The sequence below is a fragment of the Ralstonia sp. 22086 genome, from assembly GCF_052045975.1.
In the GTDB taxonomy this organism is placed as follows: Bacteria; Pseudomonadota; Gammaproteobacteria; order Burkholderiales; family Burkholderiaceae; genus Ralstonia; species Ralstonia wenshanensis.
The window spans coordinates 1,704,577-1,725,839 of the sequence record NZ_JBQEPZ010000001.1; the positions used below are offsets into that span (position 1 = coordinate 1,704,577).

The 21,263-nt window shown below is 66.4% G+C and carries 19 protein-coding genes; 9 read left to right on the forward strand and 10 right to left on the reverse strand.

What is annotated here, in order from left to right:
- Positions 1-2: 2 nt before the first annotated feature.
- Genes ACTJK6_RS08040 through ACTJK6_RS08065 form a run of 6 tightly spaced genes read right to left on the reverse strand, consistent with a single transcriptional unit; the run spans position 3 to position 7,470 of the window.
- Positions 3-1,160 carry an acyl-CoA dehydrogenase family protein gene (locus tag ACTJK6_RS08040; protein ID WP_260804058.1) on the reverse strand — a complete coding sequence of 386 codons (1,158 nt, stop codon included), beginning with the start codon at positions 1,158-1,160 and terminating at the stop codon, positions 3-5.
- Between the two features lie 60 nt (positions 1,161-1,220).
- Positions 1,221-2,840, reverse strand: a complete 1,620-nt coding sequence (locus tag ACTJK6_RS08045) for an acyl-CoA carboxylase subunit beta (RefSeq protein ID WP_440838666.1) — start codon at positions 2,838-2,840, stop codon at positions 1,221-1,223.
- The gene (locus ACTJK6_RS08050) at positions 2,827-3,714 is read right to left on the reverse strand and encodes an SDR family oxidoreductase (protein WP_440838667.1); all 888 of its coding nucleotides are present in this window, start codon (positions 3,712-3,714) and stop codon (positions 2,827-2,829) included. The genes ACTJK6_RS08045 and ACTJK6_RS08050 overlap by 14 nt, the downstream gene beginning before the upstream one ends.
- Positions 3,715-3,752: 38 nt before the next feature.
- Positions 3,753-4,907 carry an acyl-CoA dehydrogenase family protein gene (locus tag ACTJK6_RS08055; protein ID WP_440838668.1) on the reverse strand — a complete coding sequence of 385 codons (1,155 nt, stop codon included), beginning with the start codon at positions 4,905-4,907 and terminating at the stop codon, positions 3,753-3,755.
- A gap of 15 nt (positions 4,908-4,922) precedes the next feature.
- On the reverse strand, positions 4,923-6,695 hold the full coding sequence (locus ACTJK6_RS08060; RefSeq protein WP_440838669.1) for an acyclic terpene utilization AtuA family protein: 1,773 nt from the start codon (positions 6,693-6,695) through the stop codon (positions 4,923-4,925).
- Between the two features lies 1 nt (position 6,696).
- Positions 6,697-7,470: an enoyl-CoA hydratase/isomerase family protein gene (locus ACTJK6_RS08065; protein ID WP_440838670.1), complete on the reverse strand. Its 774-nt coding sequence runs from the start codon at positions 7,468-7,470 to the stop codon at positions 6,697-6,699.
- A 268-nt stretch (positions 7,471-7,738) separates the two neighbouring features.
- On the opposite strand from ACTJK6_RS08065, the gene ACTJK6_RS08070 reads away from it, so the two are divergent.
- From ACTJK6_RS08070 to ACTJK6_RS08080, 3 genes are read left to right on the forward strand one after another with little or no spacing between them, the layout of a single operon-like run.
- Positions 7,739-10,018 carry a TonB-dependent receptor gene (locus tag ACTJK6_RS08070; RefSeq protein ID WP_440838671.1) on the forward strand — a complete coding sequence of 760 codons (2,280 nt, stop codon included), beginning with the start codon at positions 7,739-7,741 and terminating at the stop codon, positions 10,016-10,018.
- Entirely contained in the window at positions 10,018-10,770 is a 753-nt protein-coding gene (locus ACTJK6_RS08075; RefSeq protein ID WP_440838672.1) for a tetratricopeptide repeat protein, read from the forward strand. Before ACTJK6_RS08070 ends, ACTJK6_RS08075 begins: the two co-directional genes overlap by 1 nt.
- A complete protein-coding gene (locus ACTJK6_RS08080; protein WP_440838673.1) occupies positions 10,761-11,444 on the forward strand; it encodes a Fe2+-dependent dioxygenase in 684 nt (227 codons plus the stop codon). The genes ACTJK6_RS08075 and ACTJK6_RS08080 overlap by 10 nt, the downstream gene beginning before the upstream one ends.
- A 9-nt stretch (positions 11,445-11,453) precedes the next feature.
- On the opposite strand, the gene ACTJK6_RS08085 is transcribed toward ACTJK6_RS08080, so the two are convergent.
- Positions 11,454-12,380, reverse strand: a complete 927-nt coding sequence (locus ACTJK6_RS08085; RefSeq protein ID WP_414560072.1) for an alpha/beta fold hydrolase — start codon at positions 12,378-12,380, stop codon at positions 11,454-11,456.
- 137 nt (positions 12,381-12,517) lie between these two features.
- Here ACTJK6_RS08085 and ACTJK6_RS08090 point away from each other — a divergent pair, with 137 nt between their 5' ends.
- The 3 genes from ACTJK6_RS08090 (at position 12,518) to ACTJK6_RS08100 (ending at position 15,837) form a co-directional block, all read left to right on the forward strand.
- Positions 12,518-13,066, forward strand: a complete 549-nt coding sequence (locus tag ACTJK6_RS08090) for a type 1 glutamine amidotransferase domain-containing protein (RefSeq protein ID WP_440838674.1) — start codon at positions 12,518-12,520, stop codon at positions 13,064-13,066.
- Positions 13,067-13,166: 100 nt separating this feature from the next.
- On the forward strand, positions 13,167-14,150 hold the full coding sequence (locus ACTJK6_RS08095) for an NAD(P)H-dependent flavin oxidoreductase (RefSeq protein WP_260804071.1): 984 nt from the start codon (positions 13,167-13,169) through the stop codon (positions 14,148-14,150).
- 211 nt (positions 14,151-14,361) lie between these two features.
- Positions 14,362-15,837 carry a DUF1254 domain-containing protein gene (locus tag ACTJK6_RS08100; protein ID WP_440838675.1) on the forward strand — a complete coding sequence of 492 codons (1,476 nt, stop codon included), beginning with the start codon at positions 14,362-14,364 and terminating at the stop codon, positions 15,835-15,837.
- A gap of 27 nt (positions 15,838-15,864) precedes the next feature.
- On the opposite strand, the gene ACTJK6_RS08105 is transcribed toward ACTJK6_RS08100, so the two are convergent.
- A complete protein-coding gene (locus ACTJK6_RS08105) occupies positions 15,865-16,896 on the reverse strand; it encodes an NADP-dependent oxidoreductase (protein WP_440838676.1) in 1,032 nt (343 codons plus the stop codon).
- A gap of 181 nt (positions 16,897-17,077) precedes the next feature.
- Between ACTJK6_RS08105 and ACTJK6_RS08110 the strand changes: the two genes are divergently transcribed.
- Together ACTJK6_RS08110 and ACTJK6_RS08115 are read left to right on the forward strand one after the other, a co-directional pair.
- On the forward strand, positions 17,078-17,662 hold the full coding sequence (locus tag ACTJK6_RS08110; protein WP_440838677.1) for a helix-turn-helix domain-containing protein: 585 nt from the start codon (positions 17,078-17,080) through the stop codon (positions 17,660-17,662).
- A complete protein-coding gene (locus ACTJK6_RS08115; protein ID WP_440838678.1) occupies positions 17,662-18,201 on the forward strand; it encodes an N-acetyltransferase family protein in 540 nt (179 codons plus the stop codon). Before ACTJK6_RS08110 ends, ACTJK6_RS08115 begins: the two co-directional genes overlap by 1 nt.
- Here ACTJK6_RS08115 and ACTJK6_RS08120 read toward each other — a convergent pair.
- Both ACTJK6_RS08120 and ACTJK6_RS08125 read right to left on the reverse strand, forming a co-directional pair.
- On the reverse strand, positions 18,198-19,055 hold the full coding sequence (locus ACTJK6_RS08120) for a PhzF family phenazine biosynthesis protein (protein WP_440838799.1): 858 nt from the start codon (positions 19,053-19,055) through the stop codon (positions 18,198-18,200). The two genes, ACTJK6_RS08115 and ACTJK6_RS08120, sit on opposite strands and share 4 nt — an antisense overlap.
- Before the next feature lie 145 nt (positions 19,056-19,200).
- Positions 19,201-20,055, reverse strand: a complete 855-nt coding sequence (locus ACTJK6_RS08125; protein WP_440838679.1) for a 3-hydroxybutyryl-CoA dehydrogenase — start codon at positions 20,053-20,055, stop codon at positions 19,201-19,203.
- 176 nt (positions 20,056-20,231) lie between these two features.
- Here ACTJK6_RS08125 and ACTJK6_RS08130 point away from each other — a divergent pair, with 176 nt between their 5' ends.
- The gene (locus ACTJK6_RS08130; RefSeq protein ID WP_232041708.1) at positions 20,232-21,164 is read left to right on the forward strand and encodes a LysR family transcriptional regulator; all 933 of its coding nucleotides are present in this window, start codon (positions 20,232-20,234) and stop codon (positions 21,162-21,164) included.
- Positions 21,165-21,263 lie beyond the last annotated feature (99 nt).

Here is a 21,263-nt window from a genome sequence, read left to right on the forward strand (position 1 = left end):
GTTCAGCCCTTCTTGCCGGGCAGCGTGTTCATGTATTTGCAGATGATGCCGAGCATCACCTCGTCCGCGCCGCCGCCAATCGAGCCCAGGCGCCCGTCGCGGTAATAGCGCGAGACCGGGTTGTCCCAAGTGAAGCCCATGCCGCCCCAGAACTGCAGGCAGGCATCGGGCACGATGCGCGCGAGCCGCCCGGCCTTGAGCTTGGCCATCGACGCCAGCTCCGTGACGTCCTGCCCGTGGATGTACAAGTCGCAGGCGCGATACGTGAGCGCGCGCAGCGCTTCCACCTCCGTCTTCAGCTCGGCCAGCTTGAAGTGCACCCACTGGTTGTCGAGCAGGCTGGCGCCGAAGAGCTTGCGCTCGCGTGCGTACTCGGCGGTGGTCTCGATGCACATCGTCATCGTCGCCAGGCTGCTGGCCGCGGCCCACAGGCGCTCCTCCTGGAACTGCAGCATCTGGTACGTGAAGCCCTTGCCTTCCTCGCCGATGCGGTAGCGCTGCGGCACGCGCACGTCGTCAAAGTAGATGAGGCCCGTGTCCGACGAATTCATGCCGATCTTGCGGATCTTCTTGCCGACCGACACGCCCTTCGTGTTCATCGGCACGATGATGAGCGACTTGTTGCGGTGCGCCGGGTCATCGGATGTGTTGGCCAGCAGGCACATCCAGTCGGCCTGCAGGCTGTTGGTGATCCACATCTTGCTGCCGTTGATGATGTAGTCGTCGCCGTCCTTGCGCGCGGTGGTCTTGATGCTCGCCACATCGGAGCCCGCACTCGGCTCCGACACGCCCACGCAGGCCACCGCATCGCCGCTGATCGCGGGCGCCAGGAACTGTGCGCGCAGTTCGTCCGACCCGAAGCGTGCAAGCGCGGGCGTCGCCATGTCGGTCTGCACGCCAATCGCCATCGGCACGCCGCCGCAGTGGATGTGGCCAAGCGTCTCGGCCATCGCCATCGCATACGAATAGTCGAGCCCCAGCCCGCCGAATTCAATCGGCTTGGCGATGCCGAGAAAGCCCAGCTCGCCCATCTTCTTGAAGAGCTGCTTGGCGGGAAACATCTCCGCCGCTTCCCATTCATCCACGTACGGGTTGATGTCGCTGTCGATGAAGCGTTTCAGGTTGCGCTGGAGTTCCTGGTGTTCGTGGGTGAAGTGCATGGTGTCTCGCTCCGTTGTCCTGTTGTGCTCGGCAGTTCGTGTATGGATTTCGGGATGGCGTTACGGGCGCGCAACGCCAAACTGGATCGGATGCAGCGTTCGCCTGCGCGCCTCGTCGCAGACGGACAGCACGCAGGCGAGCACCTTGCGCGTGTCGCGCGGGTCGATCACGCCGTCGTCCAGCAGGCGGCCCGAAATGGTGAATGCGTCGGACTGCCGCTCGAACGTGTCGATCACCTTGGCGCGCATCGCTTCGATGGCGTCGTGGTCGACGGTCTGCGTCTTGCGTTGCATGCTGGCGGCCATGACGGTCGCCATCGTGCCGGCGGCCTGCTCGGCGCCCATCACGGCCGTCTTGGCGTTGGGCCAGCTGAAGCAAAAATCCGGAAAGAAACCACGCCCCGACATGCCGTAATTGCCCGCCCCGAACGACGCACCGCAATGCACCGTGATGCGCGGCACGGTGGCGTTGGCCATGGCCTGGATCATCTTGGAGCCGTGCTTGATCATGCCGGCCTGTTCCGACGCCTTGCCGACGATGAAGCCGGTGGTGTTTTGCAGGTACAGCAGCGGCGTGTCGGACTGGCAGCACGCCTGGATGAAGTGCACCACCTTGGTGGCGCCCGCCGGGTCCAGCGGCCCGTTGTTCGTGATGACGCCAACGCGCATGCCGCAGATGGCCGCGTGCCCGGTGACGGTGCCGGGGCCGTAGTCGGGCTTGAACTCCAGAAAGTCCGATCCATCGGCAATGCGTGCAATCACCTCGCGCATGTCGAGCGGTTTGCGGTGATCGCTCAGCGCTATGCCGAGCAATTCCTCCGCATCAAAGCGCGGCGGCACGTAGCGCCGATCCACTGCCGGCACATCGCGGTTCCAATCGAGCGCGGCAACAAGTTCGCGCGCAATGCGCAGCGCATCCGCATCGTCTTCGGCCAGGTATTCGGCCAGGCCCGAAGTGGTGGCGTGCATCTCGGCGCCGCCGAGTTCCTCTTCGGTGGCGATCTCGCCCGTGGCGGCTTTCAGCAACGGCGGCCCGGCGAGGAAGGCGCGCGCCCGGTCGCGCACCATCACCACGTAGTCCGACAAACCCGGCATGTACGCGCCGCCCGCCGTGCTCGACCCATGCACCACGCTGATCACCGGAATGCCCGCCGCCGACAGCCGCGCGAGCCAGTAGAAGCCGCTGCCGCCGTGGATGAAGGTCTCCACGCGATACGTCAGCAGGTTGGCGCCAGCCGATTCGACGAGATGGATGAACGGCAGCTTCTGCTCCAGCGCAATGGCCTGCGCGCGCTGGAACTTCTCGATGCCCATCGGCTGCACGGCACCTGCGTCGATGCCCGCGTCGTCAACGATGATCATGGCCCGCACGCCGCTTACCCAGCCGATCCCAGCGATGAAGCCGCCGCCAGGAATGGAGCGCGCCGGGTCGGCGTGATCGAGGCAAAAGCCCGCCAGCGTCGACAACTCAAGGAACGGCGCGCCGGCGTCGAGCAGGCGGCCAAGCCGGTCACGCGGCAGCAGTTGCCCGCGTTGCTCAAAGCGCGCGCGCGAGGCTTCGGACTTGTCGCGCGTGCGGTTTTCCAGCGTGCGCAACTGCCCGACGCGCTCCGTGAGCGCGGCATGGTTCTGCCGATACGCGTCGCTCTGCGGCACGATGCGCGATTCAAGCCGCGGCATTGCGGTCCTCCTCGTCTTGCAGCACCTTGGGCGTCACGGCCAGGTGAAAGCCGTTGAACGGCGCGGCACCATGGCGCGGTGCCGGCATCGGCGCCCCGGGCCGCACGTTCGGCCGGCCGCCATCCACGCGCAACGTCGTGCCGGTAATGAAGCCCGCCGCTTCCGAGAGCAGATACACGATCGCCGACGACACTTCCGCCTCGGTGGCAAAGCGCCCGAGCGGCACCGTCGACGGCATGCTGCGAATGGTGTCGGCCATCCACGGCGGATACGCGTCCATGCCCGACGACGCCACGTAGCCCGGCGCCACCGCGTTCACGCGCACGCCGTACTGCGCCCATTCGAAGGCGGCCGTCTCCGTCAAGTTGACCATGCCCGCGCGTGCTGCGCCGGAGTGGCCCATGTTCGGCATGCCGCCCCACATGTCCGCCACGATGTTGACGATGGCGCCGCCGCGCTGCTGCATCGCCTGGTTCAGGCATTCGCGCGCCATCAGGAAGCCGCCTGTCAGGTTCGTCTGCAGCACCGTCTCCCAGCCCTTGGCGGTGATGTCCTTGAGCGGCGCCGGAAACTGGCCGCCCGCGTTGTTGACCAGCGCATCGATGCGGCCATGCTCGCCGTAGATTTGCGCAACGGTCGCTTGCACGGCGGCCTCGTCGCGGATGTTGCAGACGTAGGCGTGCGCGGTGCCGCCGGCTTCGACGATCTCCGTGCGCACCGCGGCGAGCTTCTCTGCATTGCGCCCCACCAGCGCAACGGCCGCGCCCAGCGACGCCAGCTCATGCGCCGTGCACCGGCCGATGCCGCTGCCGCCGCCCGTCACCACGGCCACCTGCCCCTGGAACAGCCCCGGTCGAAAGACTGAGCGATACATGGTTCTCTCCCTGAATGCTGAATGCGCGCGTTAGGCCCTTAGGCCCAACCGAGCTGGCGCGCGGCAAGGTCGTTGAGGACTTCCTCCGCGCCGCCGCCGATCATGTAGACCTTCACTTCACGATAGATGCGCTCCGACTTCGTGCCGCGCATGAAGCCCATGCCGCCAAGCAATTGCACGGCCGTGTCGGCGCAGAACTGCAGGCTCTGCGTGGCGAAGTTCTTCAGCATGCACAGCTGCGCGACCGGCGCATCGCCGGCCTGCATGCGCCGCATCAGGTCTTCAAGCAAGGCGCGCGTGGCTTCGATGCGCGTGGCCATCGCCACCAGTTTCTGCCGCACGACTTGATGCTGCACCAGGCGCTTGCCGAAGGTCTCTCGCTGGGTGGCCCATTCCACGGCTTCGGTCAGACATGTGCGCGCGAGGCCGTAGGCCTGCATTGCCAGCGCCAGGCGTTCGTGGTTGAAATTGCGCATCACCAGCTCGAAGCCGCGGTTTTCCGCGCCGAGCAGGTTGCCGGCCGGCACGCGGCAGTTGTCGAAGTGCAGTTGTGCGGTGTCGGAGCACCACCAGCCCATCTTCTTGAGCGGTGTGCGGGACAGGCCCGGCGTATCGCCCTCCACCAGCAGCACGGAGATGCCGCCCGCGCCCGCACCGCCTGTGCGCACCGCCACGGTGATGTAATCCGCCCGCATGCCGGAGGTGATGAAGGTCTTGCTGCCGTTGACGATGTAGTGATCGCCGTCGCGCACCGCGCGTGTGGTGAGGTTGGCGACGTCCGAGCCGCCCGAAGGCTCGGTGATGGCAAGCGCGCTGATCTTCTCGCCCGACAGAATCGCCGCCAACACGCGCGCCTTCAGCTCGGCCGATCCCCCCGCAACAATGGGCGGCGCACCGATCGTGTGGCTGAACAGCGAAGCGAGCAGGCCACCGCTGGCCGCCCGCGTCAGCTCTTCGATCATCGCCAGTTCAAGAAACAAGTCGCCCGGCGTGCCGCCGTATTCCTCGGGGAAACCGATACTGAGCAAACCGAGATCGGCCGCCTCGCGATAGAGCGCACGCGGAAACGTCTCGACCTCTTCCCACGCATCGATATGCGGCAGCACGGCCTTGTCGACAAAGCGGCGCACCGTCTCGCGAAACGAATCGTGGTCGGCATCGAACAGTGCAGACGGCAACAGACCTGGAAACATGAACGCCTCGTCGGTTCAAATGGGGTCGACCGGCACGCGCACCGGCATCGTCAGCAGGACCTGCGCCATGCCCTTGCCGAGCGGGTCGTTGCGCAGCGACGCCATGCCGCCACCGCCAAGCGCCTGCTCGCACACGAAATTGAACGCGTGAATGCCCGGCAGCTCGTACCGCGTCACGCGCCCCTTTACGACGTGCGCGAGGTACGCGGCGACGGCCTCTGCGGTCAGTTGCGCGCGCAGCAACGGCAGGTCTTCGGGCCGACGTGCGATGACGCCGATGTTGGAGGTGTCGCCCTTGTCACCGCTGCGCGTGTAGGCGAGTTCGATGAGCGGCACTTCGCGCGTGGGGCCGGGCGGTAATGCGGCCGATGCGAGCGCGGCAGTGGATGCTTCCAGCGCGGCGCCGCCCGCCGGCACGGCGATGTCGATGCTTTCGCCGCCCAGCAGCGTCACGCGCGGCTGCACGCGCGCCTTGTCGATCAGGAAGGCGTATTGCTTGATGGCCGGCACCACGCTTGGCCGCCCGCCCGCGCCGGTCGTGCCGGGCGCCCACGACGTGCCGGCCGGGGCGATTTCGCGCGCGAACAGTTCCAACGCCTGCTTGTTCGGATGCATCACCGCCAGCCACATCACCGATTCAAAACGGGGTACGTTCGGCTGATGCGGCCCGAAGAGGAACGCCGAACCGAGCGTCTCGATATGCGTTGCGCTGTAGTCCGGCAGGCCAAGCTGGCGGAACAGGCCGCGCGTGCGCTCCAGAATCGCCTCGGCCGTGCGATGCGCCTTGCGATCGGCGTCGATGCCGACGACGGTGAGCTGACCCGTCGCGCGATAGCCGTCGGCATACGTTGCGCTCACCTTGTAGTCGGGCGTGGGCGCGAGGCCGCGTGCGCCGCGCACTTCGACGCGATGCTCGCCCGCCTGCGTCATCGTCACCTGCGTGAAGTCGCACACCACATCGGGCAGCACGTAGCGCGCCGGGTCGCCGATTTCGTAGAGCAGTTGTTCGCCCACCGTCGCAGGCGTCACCAGCCCGCCCGTGCCGTCGGGCTTGGTAACGATGAAGCTGCCGTCGGCCCGGCATTCGGCAATCGGGTAGCCGCTGTGCGCCCAGTCGGGCACGGCTTCCCAATCGGTGTGCAGTCCGCCCGCCCCCTGGCAGCCGCATTCAAGGATGTGCCCGGCGAGGCTGCCGGCGGCGAGGCGATCGTAATCATCGATTGCCCAGTCGAAGTGATGCATCAGTGCGCCGAGCGTAACGGCGCTGTCGACGCATCGCCCTGTGATGACGACCTGCGCGCCCGCATCGAGCGCCGCCTTGATCGGCAACGCGCCGAGGTACGCATTGGCGCTCACCACCTTGTCGGGTAAGGGGCGGCCGCTTTGCAGCTCGCGCACACCTTCGTCGCGCAGCGCGGCCAGCAACGGCGTGACATCGTCGCCCTCCACAACGGCTATGCGCACGTTCACGCCCAGCTCAGCGGCCAACGCCTGCAGCGCGGCCGCGCATCCGCGCGGATTCACGCCGCCCGCGTTGGCGATGATGCGGATGTTCTGCGCCAGCGCATCCTTGAGCACCGCGCGCATCGCCACGCTCACAAAGTCGGTGGCGTAACCCTGCTCGGGGTTTTTCATGTGCGCGCTGGCCAGCAGCGACATGGTCAGCTCGGCCAGGTAATCGAAGACGAGAAAATCGAGGCGGCCCGAGGCCACCAGTTGCAGCGGCCCGGTCACGCTGTCGCCCCAGAAACCGCTGGCTCCGCCGATGGAAACGGTGTCCTTGCGCATGTCAGCGCCCCGTCCAGTTGGGAGCGCGCTTTTCGCGAAAGGCGGCTTGGCCTTCCTGCGCATCTTCGGTCAGGGCGAACAGGCCGATCTGGCTTTCAGTGAACGCCATGGCCTGCTCGAAGCTGAGCGATTCCACCTGCTTGAGCGTGTACAGCCCGCGCCGGATGGCCGACGGCGATTTGTCGAGCAGCCGCGCAAGCAGCGCATCGACTGCTTCGTCAAGTGCCTCGGGCTCGGTGACTTCGTTGACGAGGCCGGCGGCGAGCGCGCGGTCTGCGCTCATCGGTTCGCCGGTCAGGCACAGCTCGTTCAGCACGCGGCGCGGCAACTGATGCTGCAGCACCGCCAACACCTGGGCGGGAAACACGCCGACCTTCACCTCCGGCAATCCGAACGTGGCGCTGCGGCTGGCCACCGCCAGATCGCACATCGCCAGCAAACCCATGCCGCCCGCCATGCAGGCTCCGTTCACGCGGGCGATGAGCGGCACAGTGCAGCGGCGCGCCTGGCGGAACAGATCCGCCAGGGCCTGATGCGGCTGGGAATAGTCGAAGCGAAAGGATTGGCCGGTTTGCAGATCGGCGCCGGCACAGAAGGCACGCGTGCCGGTGCCGGTCAGCACCACGGCGCGCACGGAAGTGTTTCGGCTGGCATCGGCCAACGCGGCCGTCAGCGCTTCGAGCACGGCGGCGTTGATCGCGTTGCGGCGGTCTTCGCGCTGAATGGTCAACCACAGCGCTTGGCCGCGCCGCTCGATGAGGAGTTCCGGGTCCATGCTCGCCTTGAAAAGGGATTCGGTTGAACAACCTGCCCGGCAATACTAAATCATTTGCTTGAAAAAATGGAAGCGTTCGGATGCCGTAGCGCTCAACAATTTTCTACAGCGGCGGCGGAGCGTTGTAACCCCATGATTTATATGGCGATCCCCCTGCGGCCGTAAGCAATTCGCCAGCCGGCGCGTTGACTCGTTCACATGTAAACGATAACAATTCTCATTTACAGCAAACATGTGACAACAACTTTCAGGGGAGTGTCACCACGTCATGTCCGCAGCACAGATCGAACGCAAGCGCACCGAACATTCGGTGGTGGGTTACCTGACCGGCGCGATGAGCTTCGCCGTGGCTTCAGCACCGGCGCTGGCCGACACGAAGAAAGACGCCGTGTCCGCCACCCTGCCCGAGCAGACCGTGACCGGCACCAACGGCTTCAAGACGGATACCGCCTCAGGCGCCAAATTCACTGCGCCGCTGCTTGATACGCCCAAGTCGGTCACGGTGATCCCCGCAGAGGTGTTGCAGGGCACCGGCTCCGTCACGCTCACCGAGGCGCTGCGCACGGTCCCGGGCATCGCGTTTGGCGCCGGCGAAGGCGGCAACCCCGTCGGCGATCGCCCGTTCATCCGCGGCTACGACGCGCAGGCCAGCACCTTCCTCGACGGGCTACGTGACATCGGGGCGCAATCGCGCGAGATGTTCAACGTGGAATCGGTGGAAGTCATCAAGGGACCGTCGGGCGCGTATGAGGGGCGCGGCGCGGCCGGCGGGGCGGTCAACATCGTCACAAAAACGCCGAAGCTTGAGCACTTCACCGAGGGCACGCTGTCGGTCGGCAACGCGGCCTACAAACGCGCCACGGCCGACGGCAACTACCAGATCGGCGAGCACGCCGCGTTCCGCCTGAACGCGATGGGGCACGACGCCGCCGTTGCCGGCCGCGACGTGACGAGCTTCAGCCGCTGGGGCATCGCGCCGTCCATCGCCTTTGGGCTGGGCACGCCCACGCGCGCCACGCTGTCGTACTACCACCTGCAATCGAACGACACGCCGGACACCGGCATTCCGTACAACAACGGCACGTTCAACCGCCGCACCGACGGCCGCCCGCAGCTGTTCGCCCCCGGCGACGGCGCGCCCGTGAATGTCGACCGCAACGTCTACTACGGCCTGTCGCGGGACTTCCGCCGCGACCGCGCTGACATGGGCACCTTCACGCTGGAGCACGATGTGTCGAGCGCGTTGAAGCTGCGCAACACCACGCGCATCGCCCGCACCAGCCAGGACACCATCTGGACGCAGCCCGACGACAGCCAGGGCAACATCTACTACGGCATGGTCTGGCGCCGCACCAATTCGCGATACTCGGTGGCCAATACCGTCGCCAACCAGACGGAAGCGACCGGCAAGTTCGACACCGGCGGCCTCAAGCACAGCTACGCGGCGGGTCTGGAGTTCTCGCGCGAGCGCAGCCGCAACGACACCTACGCCGTGGCCACCGGCAGCAATCGCTGCCCCAACGGCGTCGGCGCAGCGGGCGGCTACAACTGCACGGATCTGTTCAATCCAAACCCGAACGACCCGTGGGCGGGCAGCATCCGGCTCAACAACAATCCGGCAGAGACGACGGTGCGCACCCAGTCGGCCTACGTGTTTGACACGATCGAGCTGTCGCCGCGGTTGCAGGTCAACGGCGGGCTGCGCTTTGATCGCTATTCGGCATCGGCCACCACGTCGGCCAATGCGCAGGGCGTGCGTTCGACCTTCTCGCGTGACGACAACCTGCTGAACTACCAGCTCGGCCTGGTGTTCAAGCCTGTGCAGAACGGCAGCATCTATGTGGCGTATGGCACATCGTCGACACCGTCGGGCTCGGTGGCGGGCCAGGGCGCCGATACCAGCGCGCTCACGCCGGACCGCTCGGGCAATCGCGGCGACGTGCTCTCTCCGGAAAAGAACCGCGCCTACGAAGTCGGCACCAAGTGGAACGTGCTCGACAGCAAGCTTGCGCTGACAGCTGCGATCTTCCGCATCGAGACGACCAACGCCCGCATCGTGCAGCAGGACGGCACCGCCGCCATGGCCGGCAACAAGCGCGTCGATGGCTTCGAGTTGGGCTGGTCGGGCGCGCTGACCAACCGCTGGCAGGTGTTCGGCGGGTACACGTATCTGAAGAGCGAGCTGCGCAACAACGGCGGCGCGGGCGCAGCTTTCGGTGGCACCAATGGCACGGCCTTCCCCAACACGCCGAAGAACAGCTTCAGCCTGTGGACGACGTATCAGCCGATGCCGAAGTTCACGGTGGGCGGCGGCGCGTACTACGTCTCGAAGGTGTGGGGCAGCGCCAACCCCGCCAACCCGAAGTGGGTGCCGGCGTACTGGCGCTTTGATGCCATGGCCGCATACCGCATCGACAAACACACCACCCTGCAGCTCAACGTGCAGAACGTGTTCGACAAGGTGTACTTCAACCAGGCGTATGCATCGCACTACGCATCGCTGGCGCCGGGCCGCACGGCCATCCTGACGCTGGGCATCCGCTACTGATGCCGCCTGACGCTGCAGCCACCGCTGCCGATGCGGCGGTGGTCGATGCGATCCACGCTGTGCTGACCGGCCCCGCTGAGCGCGCCGTGCGCTGGCTGGCGGCTGCCGCCCGGCGCGGGCACACCGAAGCGCAGGCCATCTTCGGTCAATGGCTGCTCGATGGCCGCGGCGTCGAACCCAATCCGGCCGAAGCGCTGTTCTGGTTCAAGACGGCCGCGCTGTCGGGGCATGCAATGGCCGCCAACATGCTTGGCCGCTGCTATGAGCACGGCTGGGGCGCGCCCGCCTGCGACAGAACCGCCACACATTGGTACGCCCGCGCCGCCGATGCCGGTCTCGATTGGGGCCAGTACAACTACGCGACAAGCCTGCAGCTCGGACGCGGCATCCCGGCAGACCGTGCCCACGCGTTCGCGCTTTTCCAGGCTGCCGCCGCGCAAGGCCACGCCAAGTCAATCAACGTGCTCGGCGGCTTCTATGAAGACGGCTGGGAAGTCGAGACTGACACGGCAATGGCCCTGCGCTGCTACCTGCGCGCCGCAGAGGGCGGCGATTTCCGCGGCCAGTTCAACGCTGCACGCCTGCTGGCAATCGCGGACCGCCCCGACGAGGCCCGCACCTGGATGCAAGCCGTACCGCACACAGCCACACCGGCCTTCCTCGCGAAGGCGCATGACTTTCTTGCCGGCCACCCCGATGCGCGTTTGCGTGCGCTGGCCCGCGTGCTGACCATCCCATCGCCATGTTGCTGAAGATTCCTGCGGTCCTTGCCAAGGAACAGGTCGCGCAGTGCCGCGCCACGATCGATGCTGCCGAGTGGGTGGACGGCAAGGTCACGGCTGGCGCGCAGTCGGGCCAGGTGAAGCACAACATGCAGTTGCCCGAAGGCTCGCCGGCTGCGCGCGAGGTCGGCACCCTCATTCAGGATGCACTTTCGGCCAATACGTTGTTCTTCTCCGCCGCGTTGCCGCTTAAGTTGTTTCCGCCGCTGTTCAATCGCTACGCGGGCGGGCAGACCTTCGGCAACCACGTCGACAACGCCGTGCGCCACCTGCGCGGCACCGATTTCCGCATCCGCAGCGACCTCTCCTGCACGCTGTTCCTGACCGAGCCTGAAGACTACGACGGCGGCGAACTCGTGATCGACGACACCTTCGGCGAACACCGCGTCAGGCTTGCGGCGGGCGACATGGTGCTCTACCCCAGCAGCAGCCTGCACCGCGTCACGCCCGTTACACGCGGCGCACGCGTCTGCTCATTCTTCTGGCTGCAGAGCATGGTGCGCAGCGACGCGCATCGCACGCTGCTGTTCCAGATGGATACAGAACTGCAGCGGCTGATGGGGCTGCTGGGGCAGGACGACGCATCGGTTATCGCGTTGACGGGGACGTATCACAACCTGCTGCGCGAGTGGGCCGAAGCGTAGACGCCCGCCTCAGGCAAAGTACGCCCGCATCTCCTTGAGCAACGCCTCCGGTGCCTCTTCCGGCACGTAATGCCCGCATGGCACCGTGCCGCCGCTCACGTCGTCCGCCACGGCTTTCCACAACTCCAACGGCTTGAAGCAGCGTTGGATCACGCCGTGCTCGCCCCACAGCACGCGCAGCGGCACGCTCACGCGCTTGCCGGCATCGCGGTCGGCGCGATCATGTTCGAGGTCGATGGTGGCGGCGGCGCGGTAGTCCTCGCACATGGCGTGCACGCAGGCGGGCTCGCGCATGGCAGCGGCGTAGGTCGCCATTGCTTCCGGGGCGAACGGTTCGAGCCCCGCGTGGCGCAGGCCCATCAGCTTGCCGATGTAGAAATCGGGCGTGGCGTTGATAAGCGTCTCGGGAAACGGCGCGGGCTGGATCAGGAAGAACCAATGCCAGTAAGCAGTTGCAAACGCCATGTCAGTGTGCTCGTACATCGCCAGCGTGGGGGCGATGTCGAGCAGCATGGCGCGCTCGACGTGCAAGGGGTGATCCACACACAGGCGATGCGCCACGCGCGCCCCGCGGTCATGTGCGCACAGCCGGAAGCGGCCGAAGCCGAGTGCGCGCATGACTTCCACCTGGTCCTGCGCCATGGTGCGCTTGCTGTATTCCGCGTGCCGGGCGCTGCCGGCCGGCTTGGACGAGGCGCCATAGCCGCGCAGATCGGTCGCAACGACGGTGTAATCGCGCGCCAATTCATGCGCGACCTTGTGCCAGATCACATGGCTTTGCGGATGGCCATGCAGCAACAGCAGCGGCGGACCGCTGCCGCCGATCACCCCCGCGATCTCCACCCCGTTGACCATTTGGCGAAACGGACGAAAGCCGGGAAACAGCGCGGCGTCTGCAGCAGCGGTGGCGGCATCGATGGAAAGCGGCGTGGTCATGCAAGTCTCCGGTGATCAGTCGTGGGGGAAGCAATGCGTGGCGAATGCTCGGCATGCTAGCGCAGAGCGGGCACGCGCGTTGCGGCACCGTCCACTGCCGTTCCCTTCTTTCGCTTTCCCCTGATAAGGAGTTCGCCATGACCCCATTGCAAGACTTGCGCATCGCCATCCTCGTCGACGACTTGTTCGAGCAGGCCGAGCTGGCCAGCCCCAAGCAGGCGCTGGAAGACGCCGGTGCCAACGTCAGCATCGTCGCGCCGAAAGGCCCCAGCGTGACCGGCCTGCACCACGCCGACAAGGGCGATACCTTCAAGGTGGACCTGACGCTGGACCAGGCCAAGGCCGACGACTTCGATGGCCTAGTGCTGCCGGGCGGCGTCTTCAACGCTGATGCGTTGCGCGTCGTGCCGGCCGCACAGGCCTTCGTGAAAGCGTTCGAGCGCGCGCAAAAGCCGATCGCCGTGATCTGCCACGGGCCGTGGCTGTTGGTGTCTGCGGGCCTGGTGCGCGGGCGCACGCTGACGAGCTGGCCGACGCTGCAGGACGACATTCGCAATGCCGGCGGCATGTGGGTGGACCGCGAAGTGGTGACCGACCGCAACTGGGTCAGCAGCCGCAAGCCCGATGACCTGCCCGCCTTCAACCGCACCTTCATCGAACTGCTGGCGCAGCACGCCCACGTCTGAGCCCGGCGGGTAGACCGCGTACGGCGGGGTGCCGGATCGTTCCTATAATCGAACGACATGCCCTGCCCTGTTGTGCCGGTTTGCCAAACCAGGAGACGCCATGCCCGCCGCCAAGCACCTGCCGCCCGCGCTGCAGCACCTGACGCTGCCCGTGATCGGTTCGCCGATGTTCATCGTCAGCTATCCGGAACTGGTGCTGGCGCAATGCAAGGCCGGCATCGTCGGGGCGTTTCCTGCGCTCAATGCGCGCCCGGCCGAGGTGCTGGACGACTGGCTCACGCAGATGAACGAGGAACTGGCGGCATACCGCACGGCGCATCCGCACGAGGTGGTCGGACCGATCGCCGTCAATCAGATCGTGCACCACTCAAACGCGCGGCTGGAGCAGGACGTGGCCACGTGCGTCAAGCACAAGGTGCCGATCTTCATCACCTCGTTGCGCGCGCCGGTCAAGGAGATCCTGGATGCCGTGCATAGCTATGGCGGCATCGTCCTGCACGATGTGATCAACCTGCGCCATGCCGAAAAGGCACTGGAAGCCGGCGTCGACGGGCTGATCCTGGTGGCCGCCGGCGCGGGCGGGCATGCCGGAACGCTCTCGCCCTTCGCACTCGTTGGCGAGGTGCGGCGCATCTTCGACGGGCCGATCGCGCTGTCGGGCGCAATCGCCACAGGCGATGCCATCCTGGCCGCGCAGGCCATGGGCGCCGACCTTGCCTACATCGGCACGCGCTTCATCGCCAGCCAGGAAGCCCACGCGGCAGAAAGCTACAAGCAAGCCATCCTTCGCGCGGCCGCGTCTGACATCGTCTACACCAACCTCTTTACCGGCGTGCACGGCAACTACATCCGCGAGAGCATCGAACTGGCGGGCCTGGACCCGGCCGCCCTGCCCGAGGCCGACAAATCGAAGATGAATTTTGGCGACGGCAGTTCGCGCGCCAAGGCCTGGAAAGACATCTGGGGCGCCGGCCAGGGTGTCGGGCAGATTGCCGATCTGCCGCCCGCCGCCGACATCGTGGCGCGCTTGAAAGCCGAATACGACGCGGCAAAGTTGCGCCTCGCGCTGCACCTGCGCCTCTAGAAACCGCCTGCGCCCAGCCATGCGTGCGTGCCCCACTGCACTTGAATTGACTTGCGCTGGCGGCGCTTCTACATTCCAAAGATTCAAGACACGATATGCGTGGGGCTGCGGGATCGGCCACCGCGCAACCGTATGCGCAAGCATCCTTGGGGGGATGTTCGACAGGCGTCTGCTTTCCTGTTGCGCGCACCGACGACAAAAGGAGAACAAGATGACGCACTGCCCTGCGCCCGCGCGCCCGCTTACCAAGCTGGCGGCTGTGGCGCTGAGCGTGGCGGCCTCGGCGCTTACCCTGGGCCTGACCGGCTGCTCCACCCAAAACGCCGCGACCACGGCACCGATCGAACAACGTCTGCCGCAACCGAACGAAGCGCTCGTGCGCTCGGCCTATGTCTACGCGTTTCCGTTGATGATGACCGACGCGCTGCTGCAGACGACGTCTGCGCTGGCGCCTGCCGGCACGTTCATGCACCAGCGCACGCTGGAAGACGAAGCCTTGCCCACCGGCGTACGCGCCCGCGTGGACGTACTCGCCAGCAGCGCCTTCATTGATTTGCGGAACGGCCCGGTCGTCCTGAGCCTGCCCGACGCCGGGCGCCGGCACGTCTGGGTGGCACTGCACGACGGGTGGAACGACGTGTTCGAATCGCTCGGCAACCGCACCACCGGGGCGCGTGCCGCGCACTACGCCATCACGCCGCCGGGTTGGGACGGCACGCTGCCCACGGGCGTCAAGCAGATTGCCGCGCCGACCAGCCTCGTCTGGGTGGTGGCACGGACGCCGGTGGCCGGACCGCGCGACCTGAGCGCCGCACGCCGCATACAGGACCGCTACCGCATCACCCCGCTGGAGGTCTTCGGCAAAACCACCCCGCGCGAGGCCGAAGCCGGGGCAAAGGTGAACGCGGACAAGGCCACCGACCTCGACGTCAGCCTGGATGCCGCGCGCCGCCGTGTCACCGCGCTGGACGCCAACAGCTACTTCACGCGCTTTGCCGAGCTGCTGAAGGACAATCCGCCGCACGCGGCCGATTCGACGATGCTGCAATCGTTGCGTGATCTGGGCATCGTGCCCGGTGCGCCGTTCGACGCCAAGGCGGTAAGCGCCGCCAACCTGAAGGTGATGGACGCCGGCGTGGCAGCCGCACGCGAGACGCTGGCGCTCGCCGTCAAGCAGCCGCCCGTCACGCAGAACGGCTGGTTCATCCCGCGCATGGTTGGCGCCTACGGGCTGGATTACGCCCAGCGTGCCATCGTGGCGTGGAACGGTGGCGGCACCGACCTGCCGCAGGACATGCTCATCGCCACCGCCACGACCGACGCCAACGGCATGGCGCTGGACAGCACGCACCGCTACGTACTGCATTTCGAGCGCAACCAGCTCCCGCCCGAAAATGCCGGCTGGGCTGTCGCCGCCCTGTCGACTGTCGGGCAGCCCCGCCAGGCGTCCGAACGCCGGGGCCTGCGCAGCGTGCTGAGCGAAGCAGATCGCCCGCGCCTGAACCGCGATGGCTCGCTCGACATCCTGATCCAGCGGGCTCCGCCCAAGGGCATGCGCAACAATTGGCTGCCACCGCCCACCGGCCCGTTCCTGCTGCGCATGCAACTGACCTGGCCCAAGGAAGCGGCACTGGACGCATCGTGGCTGCCGCCTGCCCTGCAGCGGCGGGACACAGCCATCCAATAGCCCCGGTAATAGCGGCCGAGCGCGTAATCAGGCCTCGGCCACCCGCACCACGAGCTTGCCGAAGTTGCGTCCTTCGAGCAGGCCGATGAACGCGGCTGGGGCGTTCTTCAGCCCGTCGATGCGGTCTTCGCGCAGCTTCACCTTGCCGGCCGCCACCCACGCGGTCATGTCGCGCTGGAAAGCGTCGTAGCGGCTGGCGTAGTGGTCGAGGATGATGAAGCCCTGCATGCGCACGCGCTTCTGCAGCACGGTCGCCGTTACCTTGGGCAGGCGGTCAGGCCCGGCGGGGGCCTCATCGTTGTAGTGCGAAATGAAGCCGCACACCGGCACACGTGCGCCGATGTTCAGCAGCGGCAGCACCGCATCGAACACCTCGCCGCCCACGTTTTCGAAGTACACGTCGATGCCGTCCGGGCAAGCGTCCGCCAGGCGCTTCGCGAGGTCGGGCTGGCGGCGGTCCAGGCAAGCGTCAAAGCCGAGCGTGTCGACGGCGTAGCGGCATTTGTCCGCGCCGCCGGCAATGCCGACCACGCGCGCGCCCTTGAGCTTGGCGAGCTGCCCGACCACCGCACCGACGGCCCCGGTGGCTGCGGCCACCACAACCGTCTCGCCAGCTTTGGGTTGGCCGATGTCGAGCAGACCGACATACGCCGTGAACGCCGGCATGCCGAGCCCGCCCAGCGCCAACGAAGGCTCGGGCATATCGCCCAGCGCGGTCAGTTCCTCAGCGGCGGCAACAGCATAGTCCTGCCAGCCCGCAGCGCCGAGCACCACATCGCCCTCGCGAAACTGCGCGTGCCGCGATGCCACCACGCAGCTGACGGTACCGCCCACCATGGGCGCGCCCACCTCCACGGGTGGTGCGTAGCCGGGGCCGACTTCATCCATCAGATTGCGCATGTAAGGGTCGAGCGACAGGTACAGCGTACGGAGCAGCACCTGGCCGTCCTGCGGGGTGGGCACGGCGGTCTCTTCGATGCGGAAGTTCTCGAGCGAAGGCGTGCCGCTCGGGCGGCTGGCGAGAACAATACGGCGGTTGACGGCTTCGCGTTGCGGCATGACAAGCTCCTGTAGACCGATCGTCTAGAAAGCGGCGAAAAAAATTTGCGTGGCTGGGCAATCTAGCAGCAATCGCAAGATTCAGCCGGCCGTTGGGCAAGGCACTACCCTCAGCAAGGCCAATCATTCGTCGCCTCATATTCCAGTTTACTAGACGACAAATTCCATTAAACTGGACGACATGGACATGCACCAACGTATCGCCCAGCGCCTGCGCGAACTGCGCGACGCCCAGGGCCTCTCGCTTGAGGCGCTGGCAGAACGCAGCCAGGTCAGCCGTTCGGCCATCTCCCTGATCGAACGCGGCCAGAGCAGCCCGACCGCAGCGGTGCTCGATCGGCTCAGCTCCGCGCTGGGCGTGACGCTTGCCTTGCTGTTCGAGGACAGTGCAGCGCCCGCCGTGGAGCCTTCGCCCGTATCGCGCGCGGCGGAGCAGCCGGAGTGGACCGACCCCGCGTCCGGCTACGTGCGGCGCAACCTGTCGCCGGCAGCGCGTTCGCCGCTGCAGCTCGTCGAGGTGCACTTTCCCCCGGGCGAGCGCGTGGCCTACGACACCGGCGCGCGCGATGCCGAGATCCACCAGCAGGTGTGGATCATCGAAGGCACGATGGAAATGACCGTGGGCAACACACACTGGCGCCTCAATGCAGGCGATTGCCTGACCATGCGGCTGGACTGTCCGATCGTCTATCACAACCCCACGCGGCGGCCGGCCCGCTACCTCGTCGCGCTGACAACCGTATCCGCTGCCCACTGGAGGCCCTGATGATCGATACCCTCACCATCCGCCGCGTGGGCGCCAACGAAGCAAGCGCGTGCGTCGATGCCTTGGCCGTTGTGCTCATCGATTGCGTGGAGGGCGGCGCGTCCGTCAGCTTCATGGCGCCGCTGTCGCAAGACAAGGCGCGGGCATTCTGGCGCGGGGTGGCCGAAGGCGTGGCGAAGGGCGAGCGCGCGCTGCTGATTGCCGAAGATGCGGCCGGTGCCATCCTCGGCACCGTGCAGTTGGTGTTGGCGCAGCCGGAAAACCAGCCGCACCGCGCCGACGTCGCCAAGATGCTCGTACACCGCCGCGCGCGCCGCCAGGGCCTGGCGCAGCGGTTGATGGCGGCCATCGAAGACGAGGCACGTGCCGAGGGCAAGACCGTGCTCGTGCTCGACACGGTGACGGGCGGCGATGCCGAGCGGCTGTACGCACGCGCCGGCTGGCAGCGCGTGGGCGTGGTGCCCAACTACGCGCTGATGCCCGACGGCGCGTTCTGCGGGACGACGTTCTTCTGCAAGCAGTTGGGCGCCGCAGATTAAATCGTCAACGTGCCCCGGCCGATTTCGATCACGCGGCCACCCACGTGGATCGTGCCGTCGGCATCCACTCGCAGCGTGAGGTGGCAGGGTCGCCCAACTGCAGCGCCCTGCTCGATGCGGTAGCTTGCCGGCAAAGCATGGCCGGTCGACCGCAGCCAGCCGCCCAGGTTGGCACACGCCGAGCCGGTGCCCGGGTCTTCCCACAGGCCGGTGCCGTATTCGAAGAAGAAACGCGAGACCACCGGATCGTTGCTACCAGGCGCCGGCATGGTGAAGACGTACGCGTTGCGCCCGTCGTTGCGGCTGCGCGGCCACGCATCGAAGGCTGACGGGTCGGGCCGGGCGCGCTCCACATACGCGCGCGTCTTGACCGGCACCATCAGTTGCTCGATCCCTGCATCAACCCACAGTGGCGGCCCCGCCAGCGCATCGGCGTCCAACCCGAGCATCTGGGCGATGGCCGGATCGGCTTCGCGCGTATTCAGCGCGCCGGAGCGCGGCGGCACCAGCGACCACCCCTCGTCCTGCGCCGTCAATGACACGATGCCCGACTGGCAACGCAGCGTCAGTTCATTGCCCGGGCCATACAGCTCGCGCACCACTTGCGCGGTGCCCAGCGACGGGTGGCCGGCAAACGGCATCTCGTAATCGGGCGTGAAGATGCGGAAACGCGCCGTGGCGCCATCCGTGTCGTCGGGAAAAATGAACGTGATCTCGGACAGGTTGAACTGGCGTCCGATGGCCTGCATGGTGGCGTCGTCCAGGCCCCGTCCGTCTTCGAAGACGGCGAGCTGGTTGCCGCCGAACGTGGATTCGGCAAAGACGTTGAGCAGGCGGAAGGCGTAGCGCGACATGGTGGCGTCCGAAGTGTTGGCGAAGAAAAAAACGGTGTGGCGATGCGTCATCATCAACGCACCACCACACCGCCTCCATGCACACTTGCAGACACTTTGCGCGAATCCGGCCTGACAGTTGGCGGACAGCGCGAACGTCAGGGGCTTACTTCCGATAGTCGTACACGCCGCGGCCGGTCTTGCGGCCCAGGTAGCCGGCGGCCACCATTTCGCGCATCAGCATGGCCGGGCGGTATTTCGGGTCGGCAAACTCGGTATACAGCACTTCCATCACGGCGAGCATGGTGTCCAGGCCGATCATGTCGGCCAGCGCCAGCGGCCCGATCGGGTGGTTACAGCCGAGCTTCATGCCCTCGTCGATTTCCTCCGGCGAGGCCAGGCCCTCGCCCAGCACGCAGAACGCCTCGTTGATCATCGGGCACAGGATGCGGTTGACGACAAAGCCCGGGCTGTTCTTGACCGTGATCGGCATCTTGCCCAATTGCTTGGCCAGCGCTTCCACCGCCGCATGCGTGGCATCGCTCGTCTGCAGGCCGCGGATGACTTCCACCAACGCCATCATCGGCACCGGGTTGAAGAAGTGCATGCCGATGAAGCGGCTCGCGTCTTGCAGCACGGCAGCCAGCTTGGTGATCGAGATCGACGAGGTGTTCGACGCCACGATCGCGTGCGGTGCCGCAGCAGCTTCGAGCTGCTTGAGGATCTTCACCTTCAGGTCGAAGTTCTCGGTGGCGGCCTCGATGACGAGGTCGGCGCGCTTGAGGTCGTCGTACGACGTCGAGCCCTGAATGCGGGCGAGCGCGGCAGCCTTGTCGGCTTCGGTCAGCTTTTCCTTCTTGATGAGGCGATCCAGGCTGCCGGCCACGGTGGCAATGCCCTTCTGCACGGCGGCATCGCTGATGTCCACCATCACCACATCCAGCCCGACGACGGCGCACGCTTGCGCAATGCCGTTGCCCATTGTTCCGGCACCGACGATGCCGACGACTTGAATTGCCATGAACTGATCCTCGCTTGGTATTGGAATGAGAGATGGAAATGAAACAGATTGCAAAGGATAAACGACGCGACGATGCGCAGAAAAGCCTTGCCAACGCTCGCGTCACATTCCACCGGATCGCCGTATGATGGCCGGCGTCGCGCCGCTCTTTCCTCTCAGGCGCAAGGACGCCGGAAATGGACCGTTTTCTCAGTATTGAAGCCTTCGTGCGCGTGGCGGAAACGCGCAGCTTTGCCGAGGCCGCCCGCCAGTTGGGCGTGACGAACTCGGTGGTCACCAACCGCGTGCAGCAACTGGAGCGCTTTATTGAAGCGCCGCTGTTTCACCGCAGCACGCGGCACGTGCGCTTGTCCGAAGTGGGCGAGACCTACTACAAGCAATGCGCCGAAGCCGTCTGCATGCTGACGGACCTCACCGACCAGATGCGCGGCCTGCGCGCCACGCCCGCCGGCAAATTGCGCATCCGCATGCTGCCCGGATACGCGCTCAGCCATTTCGCCGAGCCGCTGGCGAGGTTCGGTGCGCAGTACCCCGATATCCAGCTCGACGTGGTGGTGGACGACAGCGTGGTCGACCCGATTGCCGAAGGGTTCGACGTGGTGTTCCAGATTTTCCCGCCCATCAACGATTCGCTGATCGAGCGGCGCCTGTTTCCGCTGCGGCGCATGTTCTGCGCCACACCCGCGTACGTGGAGGAATACGGCATGCCGCAGCAACCGGCCGATCTGCTGCAGCATTCGCTGGCGCTGTACTCCGGTTACCCGACGCGCAAACGCTGGGAGTTCTCGCGCAACGGCGAAACCCTTCCTGCGATGGACCTGCCCGAGCAGGTGCGCTCCAACTCCGTGCATCTGCTGCGCGACTACGCTCTCACCAGCGCCGGCATTGCGTGCCTGCCGACCCTCGTCATCAGCGACGATCTGGTTGCGGGCCGCCTCGTGCCGGTGCTGGCCGACTACGACCTCACACCGCTGCACTTCTCGGCCGTGTATCCGGCAACGCAGCGCCAGGCAGTCAAGGTGTGCGCACTGATCGATTGCCTTGCCAGCCACCACGCCGGCGAGCTGGCTTGGGACAAGCCCTTGCTCGAGCGCGGCTGGGTCCGCTGACGTCCGCTGACCGCCACGCGCGTCGAATCCCACGACCGGCGCGCGTGTCCAGGGTACCGACGGAATGTTTCGGGAAGTCGCGACGATTGTTCGGCAATC

Bases quoted from the DNA above. Each gene is read 5' to 3' on its own strand.
- ACTJK6_RS08090 (WP_440838674.1), top strand. From the start codon at position 12,518: ATGACCCCATTGCAAGACTTGCGCATCGCCATCCTCGTCGACGACTTG.
- ACTJK6_RS08070 (WP_440838671.1), top strand. From the start codon at position 7,739: ATGTCCGCAGCACAGATCGAACGCAAGCGCACCGAACATTCGGTGGTG.
- ACTJK6_RS08050 (WP_440838667.1), bottom strand. From the start codon at position 3,714: ATGTATCGCTCAGTCTTTCGACCGGGGCTGTTCCAGGGGCAGGTGGCC.
- ACTJK6_RS08085 (WP_414560072.1), bottom strand. From the start codon at position 12,380: ATGACCACGCCGCTTTCCATCGATGCCGCCACCGCTGCTGCAGACGCC.
- ACTJK6_RS08055 (WP_440838668.1), bottom strand. From the start codon at position 4,907: ATGTTTCCAGGTCTGTTGCCGTCTGCACTGTTCGATGCCGACCACGAT.
- ACTJK6_RS08105 (WP_440838676.1), bottom strand. From the start codon at position 16,896: ATGCCGCAACGCGAAGCCGTCAACCGCCGTATTGTTCTCGCCAGCCGC.
- ACTJK6_RS08060 (WP_440838669.1), bottom strand. From the start codon at position 6,695: ATGCGCAAGGACACCGTTTCCATCGGCGGAGCCAGCGGTTTCTGGGGC.
- ACTJK6_RS08100 (WP_440838675.1), top strand. From the start codon at position 14,362: ATGACGCACTGCCCTGCGCCCGCGCGCCCGCTTACCAAGCTGGCGGCT.
- ACTJK6_RS08080 (WP_440838673.1), top strand. From the start codon at position 10,761: ATGTTGCTGAAGATTCCTGCGGTCCTTGCCAAGGAACAGGTCGCGCAG.
- ACTJK6_RS08110 (WP_440838677.1), top strand. From the start codon at position 17,078: ATGGACATGCACCAACGTATCGCCCAGCGCCTGCGCGAACTGCGCGAC.
- ACTJK6_RS08045 (WP_440838666.1), bottom strand. From the start codon at position 2,840: ATGCCGCGGCTTGAATCGCGCATCGTGCCGCAGAGCGACGCGTATCGG.
- ACTJK6_RS08040 (WP_260804058.1), bottom strand. From the start codon at position 1,160: ATGCACTTCACCCACGAACACCAGGAACTCCAGCGCAACCTGAAACGC.
- ACTJK6_RS08065 (WP_440838670.1), bottom strand. From the start codon at position 7,470: ATGGACCCGGAACTCCTCATCGAGCGGCGCGGCCAAGCGCTGTGGTTG.
- ACTJK6_RS08130 (WP_232041708.1), top strand. From the start codon at position 20,232: ATGGACCGTTTTCTCAGTATTGAAGCCTTCGTGCGCGTGGCGGAAACG.
- ACTJK6_RS08120 (WP_440838799.1), bottom strand. From the start codon at position 19,055: ATGTCGCGCTACGCCTTCCGCCTGCTCAACGTCTTTGCCGAATCCACG.
- ACTJK6_RS08125 (WP_440838679.1), bottom strand. From the start codon at position 20,055: ATGGCAATTCAAGTCGTCGGCATCGTCGGTGCCGGAACAATGGGCAAC.
- ACTJK6_RS08095 (WP_260804071.1), top strand. From the start codon at position 13,167: ATGCCCGCCGCCAAGCACCTGCCGCCCGCGCTGCAGCACCTGACGCTG.
- ACTJK6_RS08115 (WP_440838678.1), top strand. From the start codon at position 17,662: ATGATCGATACCCTCACCATCCGCCGCGTGGGCGCCAACGAAGCAAGC.
- ACTJK6_RS08075 (WP_440838672.1), top strand. From the start codon at position 10,018: ATGCCGCCTGACGCTGCAGCCACCGCTGCCGATGCGGCGGTGGTCGAT.